The sequence below is a fragment of the Kitasatospora misakiensis genome (genome assembly GCF_042656005.1).
GTDB lineage: Bacteria > Actinomycetota > Actinomycetes > Streptomycetales > Streptomycetaceae > Kitasatospora > Kitasatospora misakiensis.
The window spans coordinates 15339-31723 of sequence record NZ_JBHSOF010000044.1; the positions used below are offsets into that span (position 1 = coordinate 15339).

The window sequence follows — 16385 nt, forward strand, 5'->3', positions numbered from 1 at the left end:
CCCGCCCCCCCCCCCCCCCCGTCGGGGCCGGACACGCCGGCCCCGGACACGCCGGCGCCGGACACACCCTGGGTCAGTGCACGCCCTCGAAGAGGCTGGTGACCGAGCCCTCCTCGAACACCTCGCGGATCGCGGCGGCGATCGACGGGGCGATCGACAGCGTGGTGATCTTGTCCAGCTGCAGCGAGGCCGGGGTCGGCAGGGTGTTGGTGAACACGAACTCGCTGACCCGGGAGTTCTTCAGCCGGTCCGCGGCCGGACCGGAGAGCACCCCGTGGGTGGCGGCGACCAGGACGTCCGCGGCGCCGTTCTCGAACAGCGCGTCGGCGGCGGCGCAGATCGTGCCGGCGGTGTCGATCATGTCGTCGACCAGGACGCAGACCCGGTCCTTGACGTCACCGACGACCTCGGCCGACAGGATGGTGTTGGCCTGGGTGATGTCGCGGCGCTTGTGGATGATCGCCAGCGGCGCGTCCAGCCGGTCGCACCACTGGTCGGCCACCTTCACCCGGCCGGCGTCCGGCGAGACCACGGTGAGCTTCGAGCGGTCGACCCGCTCGCCCACGTAGTCGGCCAGCAGCGGCAGCGCGAACAGGTGGTCGACCGGGCCGTCGAAGAAGCCCTGGATCTGCGCGGTGTGCAGGTCCACGGCCATCAGCCGGTCGGCACCCGCCTGGCGCAGCAGGTCGGCGACCAGCCGGGCCGAGATGGGCTCGCGGCCCAGGTGCTTCTTGTCCTGACGGGCGTACCCGTAGAACGGCAGGATCGCGGTGATGCTCCGGGCGGAGGCCCGCTTCAGAGCATCGATCATGATCAACTGCTCCATGATCCACTGGTTGATGGGAGCCGTGTGGCTCTGCATCACGAAGCAGTCGGCGCCACGGGCCGACTCCAGGAAACGGACGTAGATCTCACCGTTGGCGAAGTCGAGGGCCTTCGTCGGAACCAGCTCGGTCCCCAGCGACGCGGCCACCTCCCTCGCCAGCTCGAGGTGGGCACGGCCGGAGAAGAGCTTCAGTTTCTTCTCGCCCGACGTCGTGATCCCGCTCACTGCCACCGTCTCCTCGCGTTGCTGAAACCGACCCCGTCCGCACCGCGGGCAGGCGTCCGCCAGCCTGCGAATGTGGTCGGGGAATGGTCGGTACGCCTGGACACGGGCGGTAGGCCCAATGGCGCACGTATGACCCCAAGGTTACGCGCCCGCGCCCGAAGCGTCCGCCCCGGGATCGTCCGCCCGACCGACGCCCGACCGCCACCCGCCCGCTCAGGCCTCCGTCGGGGCCTGCTCCTCGCCCTCGGCCGCGGCGGCCGCGGCCTGGGCCGACGTGGTGCCGGGGCGCTTGCGCCCGACCCAGCCGGCGATGTTCCGCTGCTGCGCCCGGCTGACCCCGAGGGCGCCGGCCGGCACGTCGTTGGTGATCACCGAGCCGGCCGCGGTGTAGGCGCCGTCACCGATCGTCACCGGGGCGATGAACATGTTGTCCGAACCGGTGCGGCAGTGCGCGCCGATCACCGTGCGGTGCTTGTTGACGCCGTCGTAGTTGACGGTGACGGAGGCGGCGCCGACGTTGGTGCCCTCGCCGATGGTGGCGTCGCCGATGTAGGAGAGGTGCGGCACCTTGGCGCCCTCGCCCAGCTCCGAGTTCTTCACCTCGACGTAGGTGCCGACCTTGGCCTTGCGGGCCAGCCGGGCCCCCGGCCGCAGGTAGGCGTACGGGCCGGCGGTGGCGAGCTCGCCGACCTCGGCGCGGTCCGCCGTGGTGTTGCTCACACGGGCACCGGCGCCGATCCGGGTGTCCTTGAGGGTGGAGTTCGGGCCCACCTCGCAGCCCTCGCCCAGGTGGGTGGCGCCCTGCAGCTGGGTGTTGGGCAGCACCACCGCGTCCGGCTCGTAGGAGACCTGGACGTCGAACCAGGTGGTCGCCGGGTCCACCACGGTCACGCCGGCCCGCATGGCCCGCTCCAGCAGCCGGTCGTTCAGCAGCCGGCGGGCGTGCGCGAGCTGCACCCGGTCGTTGATGCCGAGGATGTCCCGGTAGTCGGCGGCGACCACCGCGCCCACCCGGTGGCCGGCCCGGCGCAGGATCTCCAGGGTGTCGGTCAGGTACTCCTCGCCCTGCGCGTTGTCGGTGGTGACCTCGGCGAGCGCGCTCACCAGCAGCTTGGCGTCGAAGGCGAAGACCCCGGAGTTGATCTCGGCGATCGCCCGCTGGGCGTCGGAGGCGTCCTTCTCCTCGACGATCGCGGCGACCGCGCCGTCCGCCTCGTCGCGCAGGATCCGCCCGTAGCCGAACGGGTCCGGCACCACGGCGGTCAGCACGGTGACGCCGTTGCCCTGCCCGGCGTGCGCGTCGGCGAGGGCGCGCAGCGTCCCGCCGGTCAGCAGCGGGGCGTCCCCGGTGGTGACGATCACGGTGCCGTCGAGCTCGATCCCGTCGGAGGCCAGCGCCTCCAGGGCGGTGCGCACCGCGTGCCCGGTGCCGTTCTGCTCGGCCTGCACCACGGCGCGGGCGCCCGGGTGATGCGCCGCCAGGTGCTCGGCCACCTTCTCCCGCATGTGCCCGACCACCACGACCAGCTGCTCGGGAGTCAGTTCCTCCGCCGCCGCCACCGCGTGGCCGACCAGCGACCGCCCGCACACCTCGTGCAGCACCTTCGGGAGACTGTTCGACTTCATCCTGGTCCCGCCGCCGGCGGCGAGCACGACAACGGCGGCAGGCGAATTGGCACTCACGGGGGGAGGCTCCTCATTCGGTGACACGGGGAGGGCAGAGCGGCCACGACGGGACCCGCACGTCGGCGCCCTGGCGGCTTCGAGGATAGTGCGCGGCGGACGACCGGTTCTCCGGCCCCGGGAACCGTCACGGAGCCGCCACGAACCGGGCCGGGCCGACCGGCCCGCAGATGGCTCCCGGAGGAGGATTCGAACCCCCATAAGCTGGACCAAAACCAGCTGTCCTGCCCTTAGACGATCCGGGACCGGCGCATCCGCTCCCGTTCCCGGGACGCGCTCCGCCAAGAGTACGGGGTATGGGCCGCCACATCTACCTCCTCGGGGCTCTCCCCCGGGCGCCCTCCCGCGCGCGGTATGTCATCCATCCAGTCGGGTGAATTCACTTAAGCGCCGCCCGACGGCGTATTTCCTCCATGGCGGAGAACAACCTACGATTCCGTAGGTTACGCAGACGTAGCCTTCGTCCTCTCCCCCTCCAAGGACGCCCATGACCATCCAGGCCGGCGAGGCGCACGCCGATTCCGCGCGCCCCCTCGACACTCCCGACCCGTCCTCCTCCAGACCGGCCGCGCCCGGCTCCCCCGCGGGCGCCCCGGCCGAGGAGGCCGACCCGCACCCGCTCTCCGCCACCCGCGGCGGGGAGCAGCAGGGCGCCGCCGAGCGGATCGCGCTGGGCCTGTTCATCGCGGTGCCCTTCGCCGCCCTGGTCGCCGCCGTCCCGGTGGCCTGGGGCTGGGGCCTCGGCTGGACCGATCTCGCGATCGCCACCGTCATGTACTTCCTCGCCTGCCACGGCATCACCGTCGGCTACCACCGCTACTTCACCCACGGCGCCTTCAAGGCCAACCGGCCGTTGCGGCTCGCCCTCGCGGTGGCCGGCTCGCTGGCGATCGAGGGGCCGCTGGTGCGCTGGGTGGCCGACCACCGCAAGCACCACCGGTTCAGCGACAAGGACGGCGACCCGCACTCGCCCTGGCGCTACGGCGAGACCGTCCCCGCGCTGCTCAAGGGCCTGTGGTGGGCGCACATGGGCTGGCTCTTCGACGAGGAGCAGACCTCGCAGCTCAAGTACGCGCCGGACCTCGTCCAGGACCCGGCCATAAGGCGGATCTCCCGGCTGTTCTGGCTCTGGACCACCCTCTCGATGCTGCTGCCCCCGCTGATCGGCGGGCTGGTCACGCTCTCCTGGCAGGGTGCGCTCTCCGCCTTCTTCTGGGGTTCGCTGGTCCGGGTGGCGCTGCTGCACCACGTCACCTGGTCGATCAACTCGATCTGCCACGCGCTCGGCAGCCGGCCGTTCCGCTCCCGGGACCGCTCCGGCAACGTCTGGTGGCTGGCCGTGCTCTCCTGCGGCGAGTCCTGGCACAACCTGCACCACGCCGACCCCACCTCGGCCCGGCACGGCGTCCTGCGCGGCCAGATCGACTCCTCGGCCCGGCTGATCCGCTGGTTCGAGCTGGCGGGCTGGGTCCGGGACGTCCGCTGGCCGGACGCGCAGCGGATCGCCGCCCGCCGCGCCGCATGAGCGCGCACCTGCAGCATGATGTAGGGGTGAACGGGAGCAGCGCAGACAGCACAGGCGGCCACCAGAGCACGGGGACGGACGCCGCGCCCGGCCCGGCGCAGCACCGTCCGCGTGCCGCCGCCGCGCCGGGCAGCGCCGCGCCCGCCCCGCGCCGGCGGGCCGGCCGGGTGCGGATGACCGGCAAGCAGCGCCGGGAGCAGCTGCTGGAGATCGGCCGCACGGTGTTCGCCGAGCGCGGCTACGACGGCACCTCGGTGGAGGAGATCGCCGAGCGGGCCGGGGTGTCCAAGCCGGTGGTGTACGAGCACTTCGGCGGCAAGGAGGGGCTGTACGCGGTGGTGGTCGACCGCGAGATGCAACTGCTGCTGGACATGGTGACGGGGGCGCTCACCGGGGGACACTCGCGCGAGCTGCTGGAGCAGGCGGCCTTCGCGCTGATGGACTACATCGACACCTCGACGGACGGCTTCCGGATCCTGGTCCGGGACTCCCCGGTCGCCCAGTCGACGGGCACCTTCGCCTCGCTGATCAGCGACATCGCCACCCAGGTCGAGGACATCCTGGGCCTGGAGTTCAAGGCCCGCGGCTACGACGCGCGGCTGGCCCCGATGTACTCGCAGATGCTGGTGGGCATGGTCGCGCTGACCGGCCAGTGGTGGCTGGAGGTGCGCAAGCCGGAGAAGGCCGAGGTGGCCGCCCATCTGGTGAACCTGGCCTGGCACGGCCTGGAGGGGATGGAGCGGCACCCCAAGCTGGTCGGCGAGCGCAAGGGCTGAGGCCGCCGGCGCCCTGCGGGCTCAGGCCCGCTGCACGCCGACCTCACGCTTCATGCCGACTTCACGCTTCACGCCGGCCTCACGCCTCACGCCGACTTCACGCCGACGGCGAAGATCCGGCGGAACGGGAAGACGGTGCCGTGCGGCCCGGCCGGGTAGGCCTCGCGCAGCAGCGCCCCGTACTCGGCGAGGAACGCGGCCCGTTCGGCCCGGTCGGTGAGCCGGGTGAGGACCGGGCGCAGGGCGGTGCCCTTGACCCACTCCAGTACCGGGTCCGGCCCGGTGAGCAGGGTGCTGTAGGTGGTCTCCCAGACGTCGGCGACGCAGCCGGCCCCGGCGAGCGCGTCCAGGTAGGCGCCGGGCTCGTGGACACCGGCCCGGACGGCGTCCTCGCCGAGGGCGGCCCGCCAGCGGGGGCTGCGGCGCAGTTCGGCGAGCAGCAGGTGGCTGGGGGAGCCGAAGTTGCCTGGCACCTGGAAGGCGATCACCCCGCCGGGCTTCAGCGCCCCGGCCCAGCGCGGCAGCAGCGCGAGGTGCCCGTCCACCCGTCCCTCCTCGCCCGCCTTCGGCGAGGAGGGTCCCTGTCGAGGCCGGCCGCTCGTACCGAAGCCGATCCATTGCAGGGCTGCGTTGGAGACGATCGCGTCCGGGGCCGCCGCGGCCGGGTCGTAGTCGCCCGCGTCGGCGAGCAGGTAGTCGGCGGTGGGCTCGCCCTCGGTGCGGGCGGCGGCGAGCATCTCGGCGGAGTTGTCGATCCCGGTGATCCGGGCGGCGGGCCAGCGCTCGCGCAGCACGGCGGTGGAGTTGCCGGGGCCGCACCCGATGTCCAGGACGGTGGGGGCCGGCTCGTGGGGCAGGGCGGGGACCCGGGCGAGCAGGTCGCGCAGCGGGCGGGTCCGTTCGTCGGCGAAGCGCAGGTACTGTGCCGGGTCCCAGACGGGGGAGGTCATGATCAGCCTCACAAGTATCTCGACATCAAGATATCCAAGGCCAGCTTTCAGGCTGGATTTCTCGATGTCAAGAGACTTCACATCGACACAACCCCCGATACACTGATCGCCATGGAGGACGAGGTCGATCGGCTGGTCGCAGCGTGGCGCAGAGAGCGTCCCGACCTCGACGTGGAACCGCTCGAAGTGCTCAGCCGGGTCAGCCGGCTCGCCCGCCACCTCGACCGCGCCCGCCGGACCGCCTTCGCCGAGCACGGGCTGGAGCCCTGGGAGTTCGACGTCCTGACCGCGCTGCGGCGGGCCGGCTCCCCCTACCAGCTCTCCCCCGGCCAACTGCTCACCCAGACCCTGGTCACCTCCGGCACCATGACCAACCGGATCGACCGGCTCACCGGCAAGGGCCTGGTCAAGCGGCTGCCCGACCCGGACGACCGCCGCGGCGTCCTGGTCCGGCTCACCGACGACGGGCGCGACCGCGCCGACCAGGCGCTCGCCGGACTGCTCGCGCACGAGCGCGAGCTGCTCGCCCAGCTGACCGCCGTCCAGCAGGGCGAACTCGCCGGACTGCTCCGGCAGCTGGTCGCGCCCTTCGACAACATCCCTTAGAGGCTTCAGAAGCCGTCCGGGTAGGGCGCGCTCAGCGCCGGCACCGGCTCGGGCGTCCGGTAGCCCGGCAGCAGCTCGGCCAGCCGGCGGCGCACCTCGTCGTCGCTGTTGACCGCCGCCGCCCCGTACAGCCCGGTCAGCCCGCCGGCCAGGTCCTCCGGCCCGGCCGCGGTGTCCGCGACGGTGGCGTAGATCCGGGCGTGCTCGGTCGCCAGCCGCTCCTCGCCCTCCGAGAACAGCGCCTCGTTGAGCTTCTCCCCGGCCCGCAGCCCGGTGTAGCGGATCTCCACCTCGTCCCGGCCCAGCTGCACCTGCTCGGCGAAGTTGTGCACCAGGTCGACGATCCGCACCGGCTCGCCCATGTCCAGCACGAACACCTCGCCGCCGCGCGCCATCCGGCCGGACTCCAGCACCAGGCCGACGGCCTCCTCGATGGTCATGAAGAACCGCGTCACATCGGGGTGGGTGACCGTCACCGGGCCGCCGCTGCGCAGCTGTTCGGCCAGCACCGAGAGCAGCGAACCGCGCGAGCCCAGCACATTGCCGAACCGCACCGCCGAGAACACCCCGGTGCCGAGGTTGCGGGCGTCCCGGGCGTTGGCCTGGACGATCAGCTCGGCCAGCCGCTTGCTCGCGCCGAGCACCGAGGTCGGGTCGGCCGCCTTGTCGGTGGAGATCAGCACGAACCGCTCGACCCCGGTGGCCAGCGCCGCCTCCACCAGGTGGTCGGTGCCGAGCACATTGGACTTCACCGCCTCGCTGGGGTGGCGCTCCAGCAGCGGCAGGTGCTTGTGGGCGGCGGCGTGGAAGACCACCTCGGGCTTGAGGTCCCGGAAGATCTGCTGGATCCGCGGCCGGTCCCGGATGTCGGCGATCACCAGCGACTCGTCGGTGAGCAGCGCCTCGCCCCAGACCTCCAGCTGGAGCCGGTGCAGATTGGACTCGTCGTGGTCCAGCATGTAGAGCGCGCTGGGGTTGAACGCGTGTACCTGGCGGCAGAGTTCACTGCCGATCGAGCCGCCGGCGCCGGTCACCAGCACCCGCCGGCCCTCGATCACGTCCCGGACGTCGGCGGAGACCACGTGCACCTCGTGCCGGCCGATCAGCCGGTTGACGTCCAGGCTGCGCATGTCCGAGCCGACCACCTCGCGGCGCAGCGCGGCGAGGAAGGACGGCAGGTAGCGGACGGCGGCCCCGGCCGCCGCGGCGGCGGTGGCCAGCGCCCGGACCCGCTGCGGGGCGAGCCCGGGGATGGCCAGCGCGACGACCTGGGCGCGGTGCGCGACGGCGAGCGCGGTCAGCTCGGCGAGCGTGCCGAGGACGGGGACGGTGTCCACCGACCGCCCGGCCTTGGCCGGATCGTCGTCCAGCAGCCCGATCGGGGCGAGGCCGAAGTCCGGGGTCCGGCCGAGGTCGCGCACCAGCGCGGTCCCGGCCGCGCCGGCGCCCACCACCAGGGTGCGCAGACCCGTCGGCGGCACGACGGGACGGCGGGAGGGCGGCTCTGGTGCGCCCGCCGGTGAGCTTGAGCGCGCGCCCGGGGCGCTTGCGGCCTCGCTCGCGCTCTCGTTCGCGCTCTCGTTCGCGCCCAATGGGTCCGGGTACGGGCGTGCGGAAGTACTGTGCGGCGACATCTGTCCTCCGGAGTTCCCTGACCTGACGGAGCTGTACCGATGTGCGGATGCGACGGGTGGGCGGCTCAGCCCGGGCCGGGAGAGGTGGTCGTGGCGACGGACGGCGGGGCAGCGGGAGCCACGAGCTCGGACGGGCTGACGCCCGCCCGGCGGGCCACCGCGACGGCGGCCAGGGTGGAGTGCACCCCGAGCTTGCCGAGGACGTTCTGCATGTGCGTGCGGACGGTGTGCGGGGAGAGGTAGAGCCGCTCGGCGACGGCCTGCCGGCCGAGGCCCGCGACCATACAGCGCAGGATCTGCTTCTCCCGCGGGGTGAGCGTGTCGACCAGGCGCTCGCTCTCGGTACGGTCCCGGCGCGCGGTGGTGAGTTCGCGGATCACGCCGGTCAGCAGGGCGGGCGGCAGGTGGGTCTCGTCCCGCAGCACGCCCCGGATCACCGCCAGCAGACGGGCCAGCGAACTCTCCTTGGCCACCCAGCCGGTGGCGCCGGCGTGCAGGGCGCGGGCGGCCCGGTGCGGATCGTCGGCGGTGGCCAGGACGATCGCCCGCAGGCCGGGGTGGTGGCGGCGGACGCGGGCCAGCAGGGTGATCCCGTCGGGAGCCGGGGCGGCGGCCGGCCCGGTCGCGGGAGCGGCGGCCGGGATCACCGGCGCCGCCGGGTGCGGTTCCGCAGGGTAGGGACCGGCCGGGTGAGCGGCCGGACGTGGAGAGGCCGGAGGGCGGGCGGCGGTCCCGGGCGGACCTGCCGCCCCGGACGGGCCGGGGGTCGCGGACGGGCCGGGGGCCTGGGCCACCGGCGGACGGCGGGGCGTGGGCACGGTCGCCGCCGGGCGGCGGCGGAGGGCGTCGGGCGGGTCGGCGGAGGGCTGACGGGGCTTGCGGGCGGCCGCTCCGGCCTCGGCCACCCCGAGGTCGGCGTCGACCAGGACCACGTCGAACGCGCGCCCCTCGGTGGCGGCCCGCTCCAACGCGCGCTCCGCGGCGGCCGCGCTGCCCGCCGCGCCGACCTCGACATCGGGCTCGGCGGCGAGCGCCGCGGCCAGCGCCTCGGCGAAGATCCGGTGGTCGTCGACCACCAGGACGCGCATCCGCCCCATCGTCACTTCCCCCCACTTCCCCCCTGCTCAGCTCCGGCTCGCGCCCGGGAGGACGCCCCGGTCCCGCCGCCGCCGTCCGGGCGCTCCGTGCGCCGCCCACCTGCCGGGTGTCCGGAAGGGCCGAGGTGCCGGCCCCCACCGGCACCGGAATTCAGCGTACGGGGTGGGCGCCGAGTCGGTGGGGATTTGGTGAAGTTTCGTCAGGAGGTGCGAAATTGGCGGGACTTGGTGCACCCGATGGGTGCCCCGCCGCCGGAGCCTGGAAATGCCGGAACGCCGGAGCGCCGCCGCCCCCGCTGTGCGGGAGGGACGGCGCTCCGGCCGGGCCCGGCCTACCGGCCGCTCTTCGCCAGGGTGAACTTCCAGGCGTCGGCGACGATGTCGTCCAGCTCCGGACGGCGCGGGGTCCAGCCCAGCGCCTGGTGGGCGCGCTCGGCCGAGGCCACCAGGACGGCCGGGTCGCCGGCACGGCGGCCGGAGACCACCACCGGGATCTCCCGGCCGGTCACCCGCTTGACCGACTCGATCACCTCGTGGACCGAGAAGCCGCTGCCGTTGCCCAGGTTGCAGATCAGGTGCTCGCCCGCCTTCGCCGCGTCCAGCGCCAGCAGGTGCGCGTCGGCCAGGTCCGCGACGTGGATGTAGTCGCGGATGCAGGTGCCGTCCGGCGTCGGGTAGTCGTCGCCGTACACCGCGATGTGCTCGCGCTGGCCGAGGGCCGCCTGGAACACCAGCGGGATCAGGTGCGACTCCGGCTCGTGCCGCTCGCCGAAGGTGACCCCGGAGGAACTGGCGTACGCGCCAGCCACGTTGAAGTAGCGCAGCGAGACGGCGGCCAGGCCGTGGGCGACCGCCTCGCTGGTGATCAGGTGGTCGACGGCCAGCTTGGTGGCGCCGTACGTGTTGGTCGGCGCGGTGCGGGCCGTCTCGGCGATCGGCACGGACTCCGGCTCGCCGTAGGTGGCGGCGGTCGAGGAGAACACCAGCTTGCGCACGCCCGCCTCGCGCATCGCGCCGATCAGCTCCAGCGAGCCGGCCACGTTGTTGCGCCAGTACTTCTCCGGGTCCACGACGGACTCGCCGACCTGCGAGGAGGCCGCGAAGTGCAGCACGCCGTCGAAGGACCCGTCCAGGACCTTGCCGGCCTCCTGGATCCGGCCCTCGACGAACTCGGCACCGGCCGGCACGCCCTCGCGGAACCCCGTCGAGAGGTCGTCCAGGACGGTCACCCGGTGCCCCGCCTCCAGCAGGTGAGCGGCGACCACGCTGCCGACATAGCCGGCGCCACCCGTGACCAGGTACTTACTCATGATGCGACCTCCAGCGGGCGATGGTCCGTCGTCGGCGGACCATCGCGGACGTACGTGCAACTGCGGCCATTGTCCCTGCCCGGCGGGGGTGCTCCGGACCATCCGGCCGGCCGTTCACCGACCGTCCGCCGACCGTCGCCCCCCGGTTGTCGCCCCCGGCCGTCGTCCCCGGTCAGCCGCGCGCCATCCGGTCCAGCAGGCCGGTGCGCGCCGCCACCGCCGCCGCCTCCAACCTGGTCCGCGCCCCGAGCTTCATCAGCACCCGCTGGACGTGCGTGCGGGCCGTGCTCGCCGCGATCCGCATCCCCGCCGCGATCGCCGCGGTGTCCTCGCCGTCCGCGATCCGGGCCAGCACCTGCACCTCCCGCCGGGTCAGCAGCCGCAGCAGCCGGACCGCCTCGTCGTCCGGCTCGGCCGCCGGCCTCAGTAACTGGTCGAACGCACCCCGCAGCACCTCCACCGTGACCGCCGCCTCCCCCGCCCGGGCCCGCGCGATCGCCCGCTCGACCACCTCGATCCGCTCGTCGCTCGGCACGTACCCGGCCGCCCCGGCGGCGAACGCCCCCGCCACACCCCGGAGTTCACCCACCGGGCCGAGCACGATGACGGCCACCTCGGGCCGCTCCCGGCGGATCCTGCGCAGACCGTCGAACGCTCCCGGGTCGGCCGGCGCGGCCACCCCCAGCAGACAGACCTCCGGCCTCCGGCCCGTCACCAGATCGGCCGCCGACGCGGCCGGCGACCCCACCGCGAGCACCCGGTGACCACGCAGTTGGAGCGCGGTGGCCAGCGCCTCGGCCAACAGGCGGTGATCGTCCACCACGACGAGGCGAACACCCATGAGACCCCTCCAGGTCGGCGTCCCGCCCGCATCCCCGCCGGGCGGGGGAGGGCGGCCGATGACGCACCATCACAGCGCATTCCGTACCCGACGTGCCAGACCGTCTCACCGTCACCACCGGGCGGGCACAACGAAAAGGACCCCCGCCTCGATGGCGGGGGTCCTCCTGACCGAGCCCCCATGCGGAATCGAACCGCAGACCTTCTCCTTACCATGGAGACGCTCTACCGACTGAGCTATAGGGGCCTGTTCCTCGTCCGTGCTTCCCGGCTTCGCTTTCCGCTCGGCCCGGCCGCTCGAACAAGGAAGACATTACACGGCCGGGGGTCGGAATGGGAAATCGGTCCCGGCGGCCGTTCCACCGATCCGGGAGGTCACCGAGAGGTCCGTTCCGACCGTCTCCGGCAGCCGCCGAAGGCAGAGCAGCGCCACCACTCCCCACCCCGCCAGGTACCAGCCGACCGGCTCCGCCGTCCCGTACGTTTCGGTCAGCCTGGTCGCGATCAACGGCGTGGTCGCCCCGCCCACGACCCCGCCCAGGTTGTACGTCAGCGCCGCCCCCGTGTACCGCACCCGGGTCGGGAACAGCTCCGGCAGGAACGCCGCCAACGGCCCCAGCAGGCAACCCAGCGCCACCATCGCACCCGCCAGCGCGAGGAACATCAACCCGCGCCGCTCCGTCTCCAGCAGCGGGAACAGCACCAGCCCCCACAGCACCGCCAGCCCCGTCGCCCCCTGCAGCGTCCGCCGGCGCCCCCACACGTCACTGCGCCGGGCGCTCAGCCAGACCGTCACGCCCTTCCCCACCGCGCCGACCAGCAGCATCGACAGCACCACCGTGCTCGGCACCCCGAGCCCCGTCGTCGCGTACGCCAGCGCGTACGTCGTGGTCAGGTAGAACAGCGCGTACCCCACCGTGATCGCGCCGCAGCCCACCAGCACCGTCCGCCAGTGCCCGCGCAGCACCTCCACCACCGGCGCCCGCTCGGCGCCCGTCCGCACCTCGCCCCGGAACAGCGGCGTCTCCTCCAGCCGCAACCGCACGAACAGCCCCACCGCCACCAGCCCCAGCGACGCCAGGAACGGCACCCGCCAGCCCCAGGACCTGAACGCCGCTTCGTCCAGGCCCAGTTGCAGCGCCAGGAACACCCCGTTGGCCAGCACGAACCCGGTCGTCGGCCCCAACTGCAGATACGCCCCGTACCGCCCCCGCCGCCCGGCCGGCGCGTTCTCCGCCACCAGCAGCGCCGCGCCGCCCCACTCCCCGCCCAGCCCCACGCCCTGGCACACCCGCAACACCACCAGCACCACCGGCGCCCACCACCCCCACGCCGTGAACCCCGGCAGCACCCCCACCGCCGCCGTCGACAACCCCATCAGCAGCAGGGACACCACCAAGGTGGCCTTCCGCCCCAGCCGGTCCCCGAAGTGGCCGAACACCACCGCGCCGAGCGGCCGAGCCAGGAACGCCACCGCGTAGACCGAGAACGCCGCCAACAGCGCCCCCACCGTGCCCAGTTCGGGGAAGAACACCTCGCCGAAGACGAGCGCCGCGGCCGTCCCGTAGATGAAGAAGTCGTAGAACTCGATCGCCGTACCGATCAGCGCCGCCGCAGCGGCCCGCCGCATCTGCCCTGTCGCACCCATACTCCCAACCCTGGCGACCCCCGCCGGACCGCCAACAGCACCCACCCGGGTGACACCCGCGCCCCACCAGCCCCCGCACGCCCCCCGGCGGCGCCCACACCGCCGGGGGTCGCGGGCCTCACCTCGCGTACGGGTTGTCCCCCGACGGCGGGGCCGGCGGCCCGTACGACGGCGGAGGCGGCACCTGGCCGTGGGGGTGCGGTTGCGGTTGCGGCTGCGGCTGGGGCTGGGGTGTCACCGGCCTGCGGCGCCGCCGCACGGCCACCACCACCAGCCCGGCCACCAGCACCAGCCCCCCGACCACACCGGCCACCACGCCCACCCCGCTCCCCGAGCCCCCGCCCGCCTGCGGCGGCACCGGCGCAACGGAGGCCGGGGCGGACGCGGACACGGACGGAGCTGCGGGCGCGGACGTGGACCCGGGTGCCGAAGGCGATGCCGACGGAACGGCCGAGGTACTCGGCGCAGGCTGCCCGACCGGCTGCTCCTGGATCGGATACACATCCGCCGGCCCCGGATCCCCCGGCTCCGTCAGCGCTACCCGCGGCCGGACGATGCCGTATCCGATGGCGTCATTGCGCTGAGCGCCATCCTCAGCCTTTCCCGCGGAATTGAGCAGCACCCGCGTCACCTGGTTCCCGGTCCAATCGGGGTGCACCGCCCAGACCAGTGCGGCCGAGGCGGAAACGAGCGCCGTCGCATCCGAGGTCCCGTGCCCCTTGCAATAACCGGAGGAGGCGGTACAGGCGCTGTAGATGTCGATTCCCGGGGCGGCGATGTCCACCTGCGGACCTCGCTCCGATTCCGCCGTGACGGTACCGTTCCGGTCGACCGCGCCCACACCGAGCACGAGCGGGATCGCCCCGGGATACTCGACCGGATTCCCGCGCTGGGCCGAGTTTCCGACACTGGCGACAACCAACGAGCCCTTGCTGATCGCGTGTGCCACGGCAGTCTTGAGCGACTCCACATCGGCAGCCGTGGCCTCTCCCGCAACACTTCCCTGCGAGATGCTGATGACCTTCGCGCCCTGGTCGGCCGCAAAGGTGATGGCCTGACTGATCTGGCCGAGGAATTCCGACGTATTGACCGTCGTCCCGGCATTGCCGTTGTCCTTGACCTTTACCGGCAGCACTTTGACCGACGGCGCGAGTCCGTACGCTCCCTGACCGCCCAATCCCTTACCGGTACCGGCGATGACGGAGGCCATCTGGGTACCGTGGCCGCTCTTGTCCTCCTCGATACCACCGGGAAGCCCGCTGAGGTCCTTCCCCGGAAGGAACTGCCCTGCCAGATCGGGGTGACTCAGCTGGAAGCCGCTGTCGATGACCGCGACGACGACACCCTGGCCCTTGCTGCTCTTCCACATGTCGGGCGCCTTCATGGTGTCCAGGTGCCACTGCTGTTCGCGGATCGAATCCACTGCGGCCGCGGGCCCCGCGGCCAAACCGGCCACGATCCCGGCTGCCAACAGCGTCGCGGCGAACCCGCGCCCCCGTACACGTACGTTCGTCCGCCGCATCACTGCTCCCTCGTCACTTTCCCCGTCGGGCAAGAGCCACGCCACGCGCAGCACTGCCCGGCCACCGGGATGCCCAGTGGCCGGGCAGTCGTTCCGGACTACTCAATCACGCCCGGGTTGCTCTTCGGAGTACCGCTGGTCCAGGTCTCCTCGTCCTCGTGCAGGTAGTCGGCCCGGTTGCGGTGATCACGCTCGCGCCGCCCGCCCGCGCCGCCCGCCATGCCCGGGCCCATCATGCCGTTCTGGCCCGGCCGTCCCGCGCCCTCGGCCGCCGCACCGGCCGCGGCCGCCCGGCTGCGAAGACCGCTGCCGCCCGGGGTGAACTCCCCGCCGGCCGCCGGCCCCTTCGTCCCGCCGATCACGCCGCCGCCGGTCGAGCTGTAGCCCCGACCGCGTGCACCGCCGACGGCGCCGCCGCCACCGTGGCCGCCGCCGCCCTGGTGCATCCCGCCGCCCGGACCGTTGAAGCCGCCGGCGCCGGGGCGCCCCTGGGCCTCGCGCGAGCCGAAGACCGTACCGCCGTTGGTCGGTCCCGACCCGCCGTTCTTGGCCGGCAGGCTGCCACCGACGGTGCTGGTCCGGTTCGGGGGCACAGGGCCCCCGCCGCTCTTCAGCGGCCCGGTCCCACCGGTGAACGGACCGGTACCACTGAACGGGATCGGCCCACCGCCGGGGAACGCGAGCGGCCCGCCGCCCGGCGTACCCGGGTGCCCGGGACCGCCGCTCTGGGGGAACACCGGCCCCGGTCCTCCCCCGGGGCCCACCGGGCCGGTCGGCCCGGGCGCCGTCGGCAGCGCCGGCAGGCTGTCGAGCCCGGTACCGGGACGGTCCCCCGGGTGCGTCGGCGTCGGAGTCACCGATCCGGGCGTGTTCGGGTCACCAGGCAGCGGCACCGGAGACCCGTGCGGCGGGGTCGGCGTGCTGTGTCCCGGCGGAGTCGGACCGTGCGGCGTCGGCACCGGCGGACGCGGCGTCACGGAACCGCCGCCGGTGTCACCACCGCCGGACGGGCTGTACTCGCGGCTACCGCTGTAGCCACTGCGCGGAGTACGCACCGTGCCACCGGAGCCGGCGCGCCCTCCACCGCCGCCTCCGACCGAGACCTCTTCCGCCCCGCTGTGCGACTCGCCACCCGACTGGCCCGGCAGCTCGGGCATCTTGAGCGAGTTCAGCTTGGTCGTCGCCGCCTCGTACGCCTGCCCCAGGCTCTCCATCTGGTGGATGGCCTCCTGGTGCGCGGTGTCCACCCGCTTCTGCGCCGCCGCGGCCTCCGCGTTGGAGACCCAGGTCGGGTCTTCCTTCTTCATGATCGCGTCGGTGCTCGCGGACGGGTTGCCGATACCGGCGATGCTCAGCGGTGAAGGCTTGATGCACGGCTGCGTGGAGTGCCGCTTCACCATGTCGATGTCCTTGGCGGGCACCTCCGGCACACCGGTCTTGGCGGTGCTCAGGGCCTCGCCGGCCTGCACCATCGCGTCGCCCGCGCCCTTCGAGAACTCACCGATCATGGACGCCGACTTGTGCAGGTCACTGGCCCACGTCTTGAAGTTCTCGGCCGCCGGCCCCTCCCACTGGATCTGGGCCACGTGGGCGGCCAGCGCCTTGCTGAGCTCGTCCAGGACCCGCCCGGCGTCCTTGAGCTGGTTGCCGCGGCCGGTCACCTTGGACGGCTCGCTACCGGCAACCATCGACTTGAGCTGGGGGTGCCCCAGCCCCTCGAAGTTCGTTCCACCTGCCATCAGA

Annotated in this window: 13 protein-coding genes and 2 tRNA genes; 3 read left to right on the forward strand and 12 right to left on the reverse strand. The window is 73.3% G+C overall.

Annotation, left to right across the window (positions count from 1 at the left end):
- Positions 1-73: 73 nt before the first annotated feature.
- The 3 genes from ACFP3U_RS27505 to ACFP3U_RS27515 form a co-directional block, all read right to left on the reverse strand.
- Entirely contained in the window at positions 74-1051 is a 978-nt protein-coding gene (locus ACFP3U_RS27505) for a ribose-phosphate diphosphokinase (protein ID WP_380228397.1), read from the reverse strand.
- 213 nt (positions 1052-1264) lie between these two features.
- Positions 1265-2734, reverse strand: coding sequence for a bifunctional UDP-N-acetylglucosamine diphosphorylase/glucosamine-1-phosphate N-acetyltransferase GlmU (gene glmU, locus ACFP3U_RS27510; RefSeq protein WP_380228398.1), 1470 nt, complete (start codon positions 2732-2734; stop codon positions 1265-1267).
- A 171-nt stretch (positions 2735-2905) separates the two neighbouring features.
- A tRNA-Gln gene (locus ACFP3U_RS27515) sits at positions 2906-2979 on the reverse strand.
- 242 nt (positions 2980-3221) lie between these two features.
- Between ACFP3U_RS27515 and ACFP3U_RS27520 the strand changes: the two genes are divergently transcribed.
- Both ACFP3U_RS27520 and ACFP3U_RS27525 read left to right on the forward strand, forming a co-directional pair.
- Positions 3222-4259 (forward strand): acyl-CoA desaturase, encoded by a 1038-nt coding sequence (locus tag ACFP3U_RS27520; protein ID WP_380228399.1) that lies wholly within the window; start codon positions 3222-3224, stop codon positions 4257-4259.
- A 26-nt stretch (positions 4260-4285) separates the two neighbouring features.
- Entirely contained in the window at positions 4286-5035 is a 750-nt protein-coding gene (locus ACFP3U_RS27525) for a TetR family transcriptional regulator (protein ID WP_380228400.1), read from the forward strand.
- Positions 5036-5121: 86 nt separating this feature from the next.
- Here the strand turns inward: ACFP3U_RS27525 and ACFP3U_RS27530 are convergent, their stop codons facing one another.
- Complete coding sequence (locus ACFP3U_RS27530; RefSeq protein WP_380228401.1) at positions 5122-5985, reverse strand: methyltransferase domain-containing protein; 864 nt, start codon at positions 5983-5985, stop codon at positions 5122-5124.
- Between the two features lie 111 nt (positions 5986-6096).
- Between ACFP3U_RS27530 and ACFP3U_RS27535 the strand changes: the two genes are divergently transcribed.
- Positions 6097-6591: a MarR family winged helix-turn-helix transcriptional regulator gene (locus ACFP3U_RS27535; RefSeq protein ID WP_030301002.1), complete on the forward strand. Its 495-nt coding sequence runs from the start codon at positions 6097-6099 to the stop codon at positions 6589-6591.
- Between the two features lie 5 nt (positions 6592-6596).
- Here the strand turns inward: ACFP3U_RS27535 and ACFP3U_RS27540 are convergent, their stop codons facing one another.
- The 8 genes from ACFP3U_RS27540 to ACFP3U_RS27575 all read right to left on the reverse strand — a co-directional run bounded on the left by ACFP3U_RS27540 (position 6597) and on the right by ACFP3U_RS27575 (position 16381).
- Positions 6597-8072 (reverse strand): polysaccharide biosynthesis protein, encoded by a 1476-nt coding sequence (locus ACFP3U_RS27540; RefSeq protein WP_380228402.1) that lies wholly within the window; start codon positions 8070-8072, stop codon positions 6597-6599.
- A 218-nt stretch (positions 8073-8290) separates the two neighbouring features.
- On the reverse strand, positions 8291-9322 hold the full coding sequence (locus tag ACFP3U_RS27545) for a LuxR C-terminal-related transcriptional regulator (protein WP_417466419.1): 1032 nt from the start codon (positions 9320-9322) through the stop codon (positions 8291-8293).
- 332 nt (positions 9323-9654) lie between these two features.
- Entirely contained in the window at positions 9655-10632 is a 978-nt protein-coding gene (galE, locus tag ACFP3U_RS27550) for a UDP-glucose 4-epimerase GalE (RefSeq protein ID WP_380228404.1), read from the reverse strand.
- A gap of 172 nt (positions 10633-10804) precedes the next feature.
- On the reverse strand, positions 10805-11473 hold the full coding sequence (locus tag ACFP3U_RS27555) for a LuxR C-terminal-related transcriptional regulator (protein WP_380228405.1): 669 nt from the start codon (positions 11471-11473) through the stop codon (positions 10805-10807).
- Positions 11474-11646: 173 nt separating this feature from the next.
- Positions 11647-11719: transfer RNA gene (locus ACFP3U_RS27560), tRNA-Thr, on the reverse strand.
- Positions 11720-11785: 66 nt separating this feature from the next.
- Entirely contained in the window at positions 11786-13120 is a 1335-nt protein-coding gene (locus tag ACFP3U_RS27565; protein WP_380228406.1) for an MFS transporter, read from the reverse strand.
- Between the two features lie 118 nt (positions 13121-13238).
- Positions 13239-14642: a type VII secretion-associated serine protease mycosin gene (mycP, locus tag ACFP3U_RS27570; protein ID WP_380228407.1), complete on the reverse strand. Its 1404-nt coding sequence runs from the start codon at positions 14640-14642 to the stop codon at positions 13239-13241.
- A gap of 98 nt (positions 14643-14740) precedes the next feature.
- Positions 14741-16381, reverse strand: coding sequence for a WXG100 family type VII secretion target (locus ACFP3U_RS27575; protein WP_380228408.1), 1641 nt, complete (start codon positions 16379-16381; stop codon positions 14741-14743).
- Positions 16382-16385: the final 4 nt, after the last annotated feature.

Excerpts from the sequence above, each read along its gene's own strand:
- ACFP3U_RS27520 (WP_380228399.1), top strand. The coding sequence starts at position 3,222 with ATGACCATCCAGGCCGGCGAGGCGCACGCCGATTCCGCGCGCCCCCTC.
- ACFP3U_RS27530 (WP_380228401.1), bottom strand. The coding sequence starts at position 5,985 with ATGACCTCCCCCGTCTGGGACCCGGCACAGTACCTGCGCTTCGCCGAC.
- ACFP3U_RS27535 (WP_030301002.1), top strand. The coding sequence starts at position 6,097 with ATGGAGGACGAGGTCGATCGGCTGGTCGCAGCGTGGCGCAGAGAGCGT.
- ACFP3U_RS27545 (WP_417466419.1), bottom strand. The coding sequence starts at position 9,322 with ATGGGGCGGATGCGCGTCCTGGTGGTCGACGACCACCGGATCTTCGCC.
- galE (WP_380228404.1), bottom strand. The coding sequence starts at position 10,632 with ATGAGTAAGTACCTGGTCACGGGTGGCGCCGGCTATGTCGGCAGCGTG.
- ACFP3U_RS27555 (WP_380228405.1), bottom strand. The coding sequence starts at position 11,473 with ATGGGTGTTCGCCTCGTCGTGGTGGACGATCACCGCCTGTTGGCCGAG.
- ACFP3U_RS27565 (WP_380228406.1), bottom strand. The coding sequence starts at position 13,120 with ATGGGTGCGACAGGGCAGATGCGGCGGGCCGCTGCGGCGGCGCTGATC.
- mycP (WP_380228407.1), bottom strand. The coding sequence starts at position 14,642 with ATGCGGCGGACGAACGTACGTGTACGGGGGCGCGGGTTCGCCGCGACG.
- ACFP3U_RS27575 (WP_380228408.1), bottom strand. The coding sequence starts at position 16,381 with ATGGCAGGTGGAACGAACTTCGAGGGGCTGGGGCACCCCCAGCTCAAG.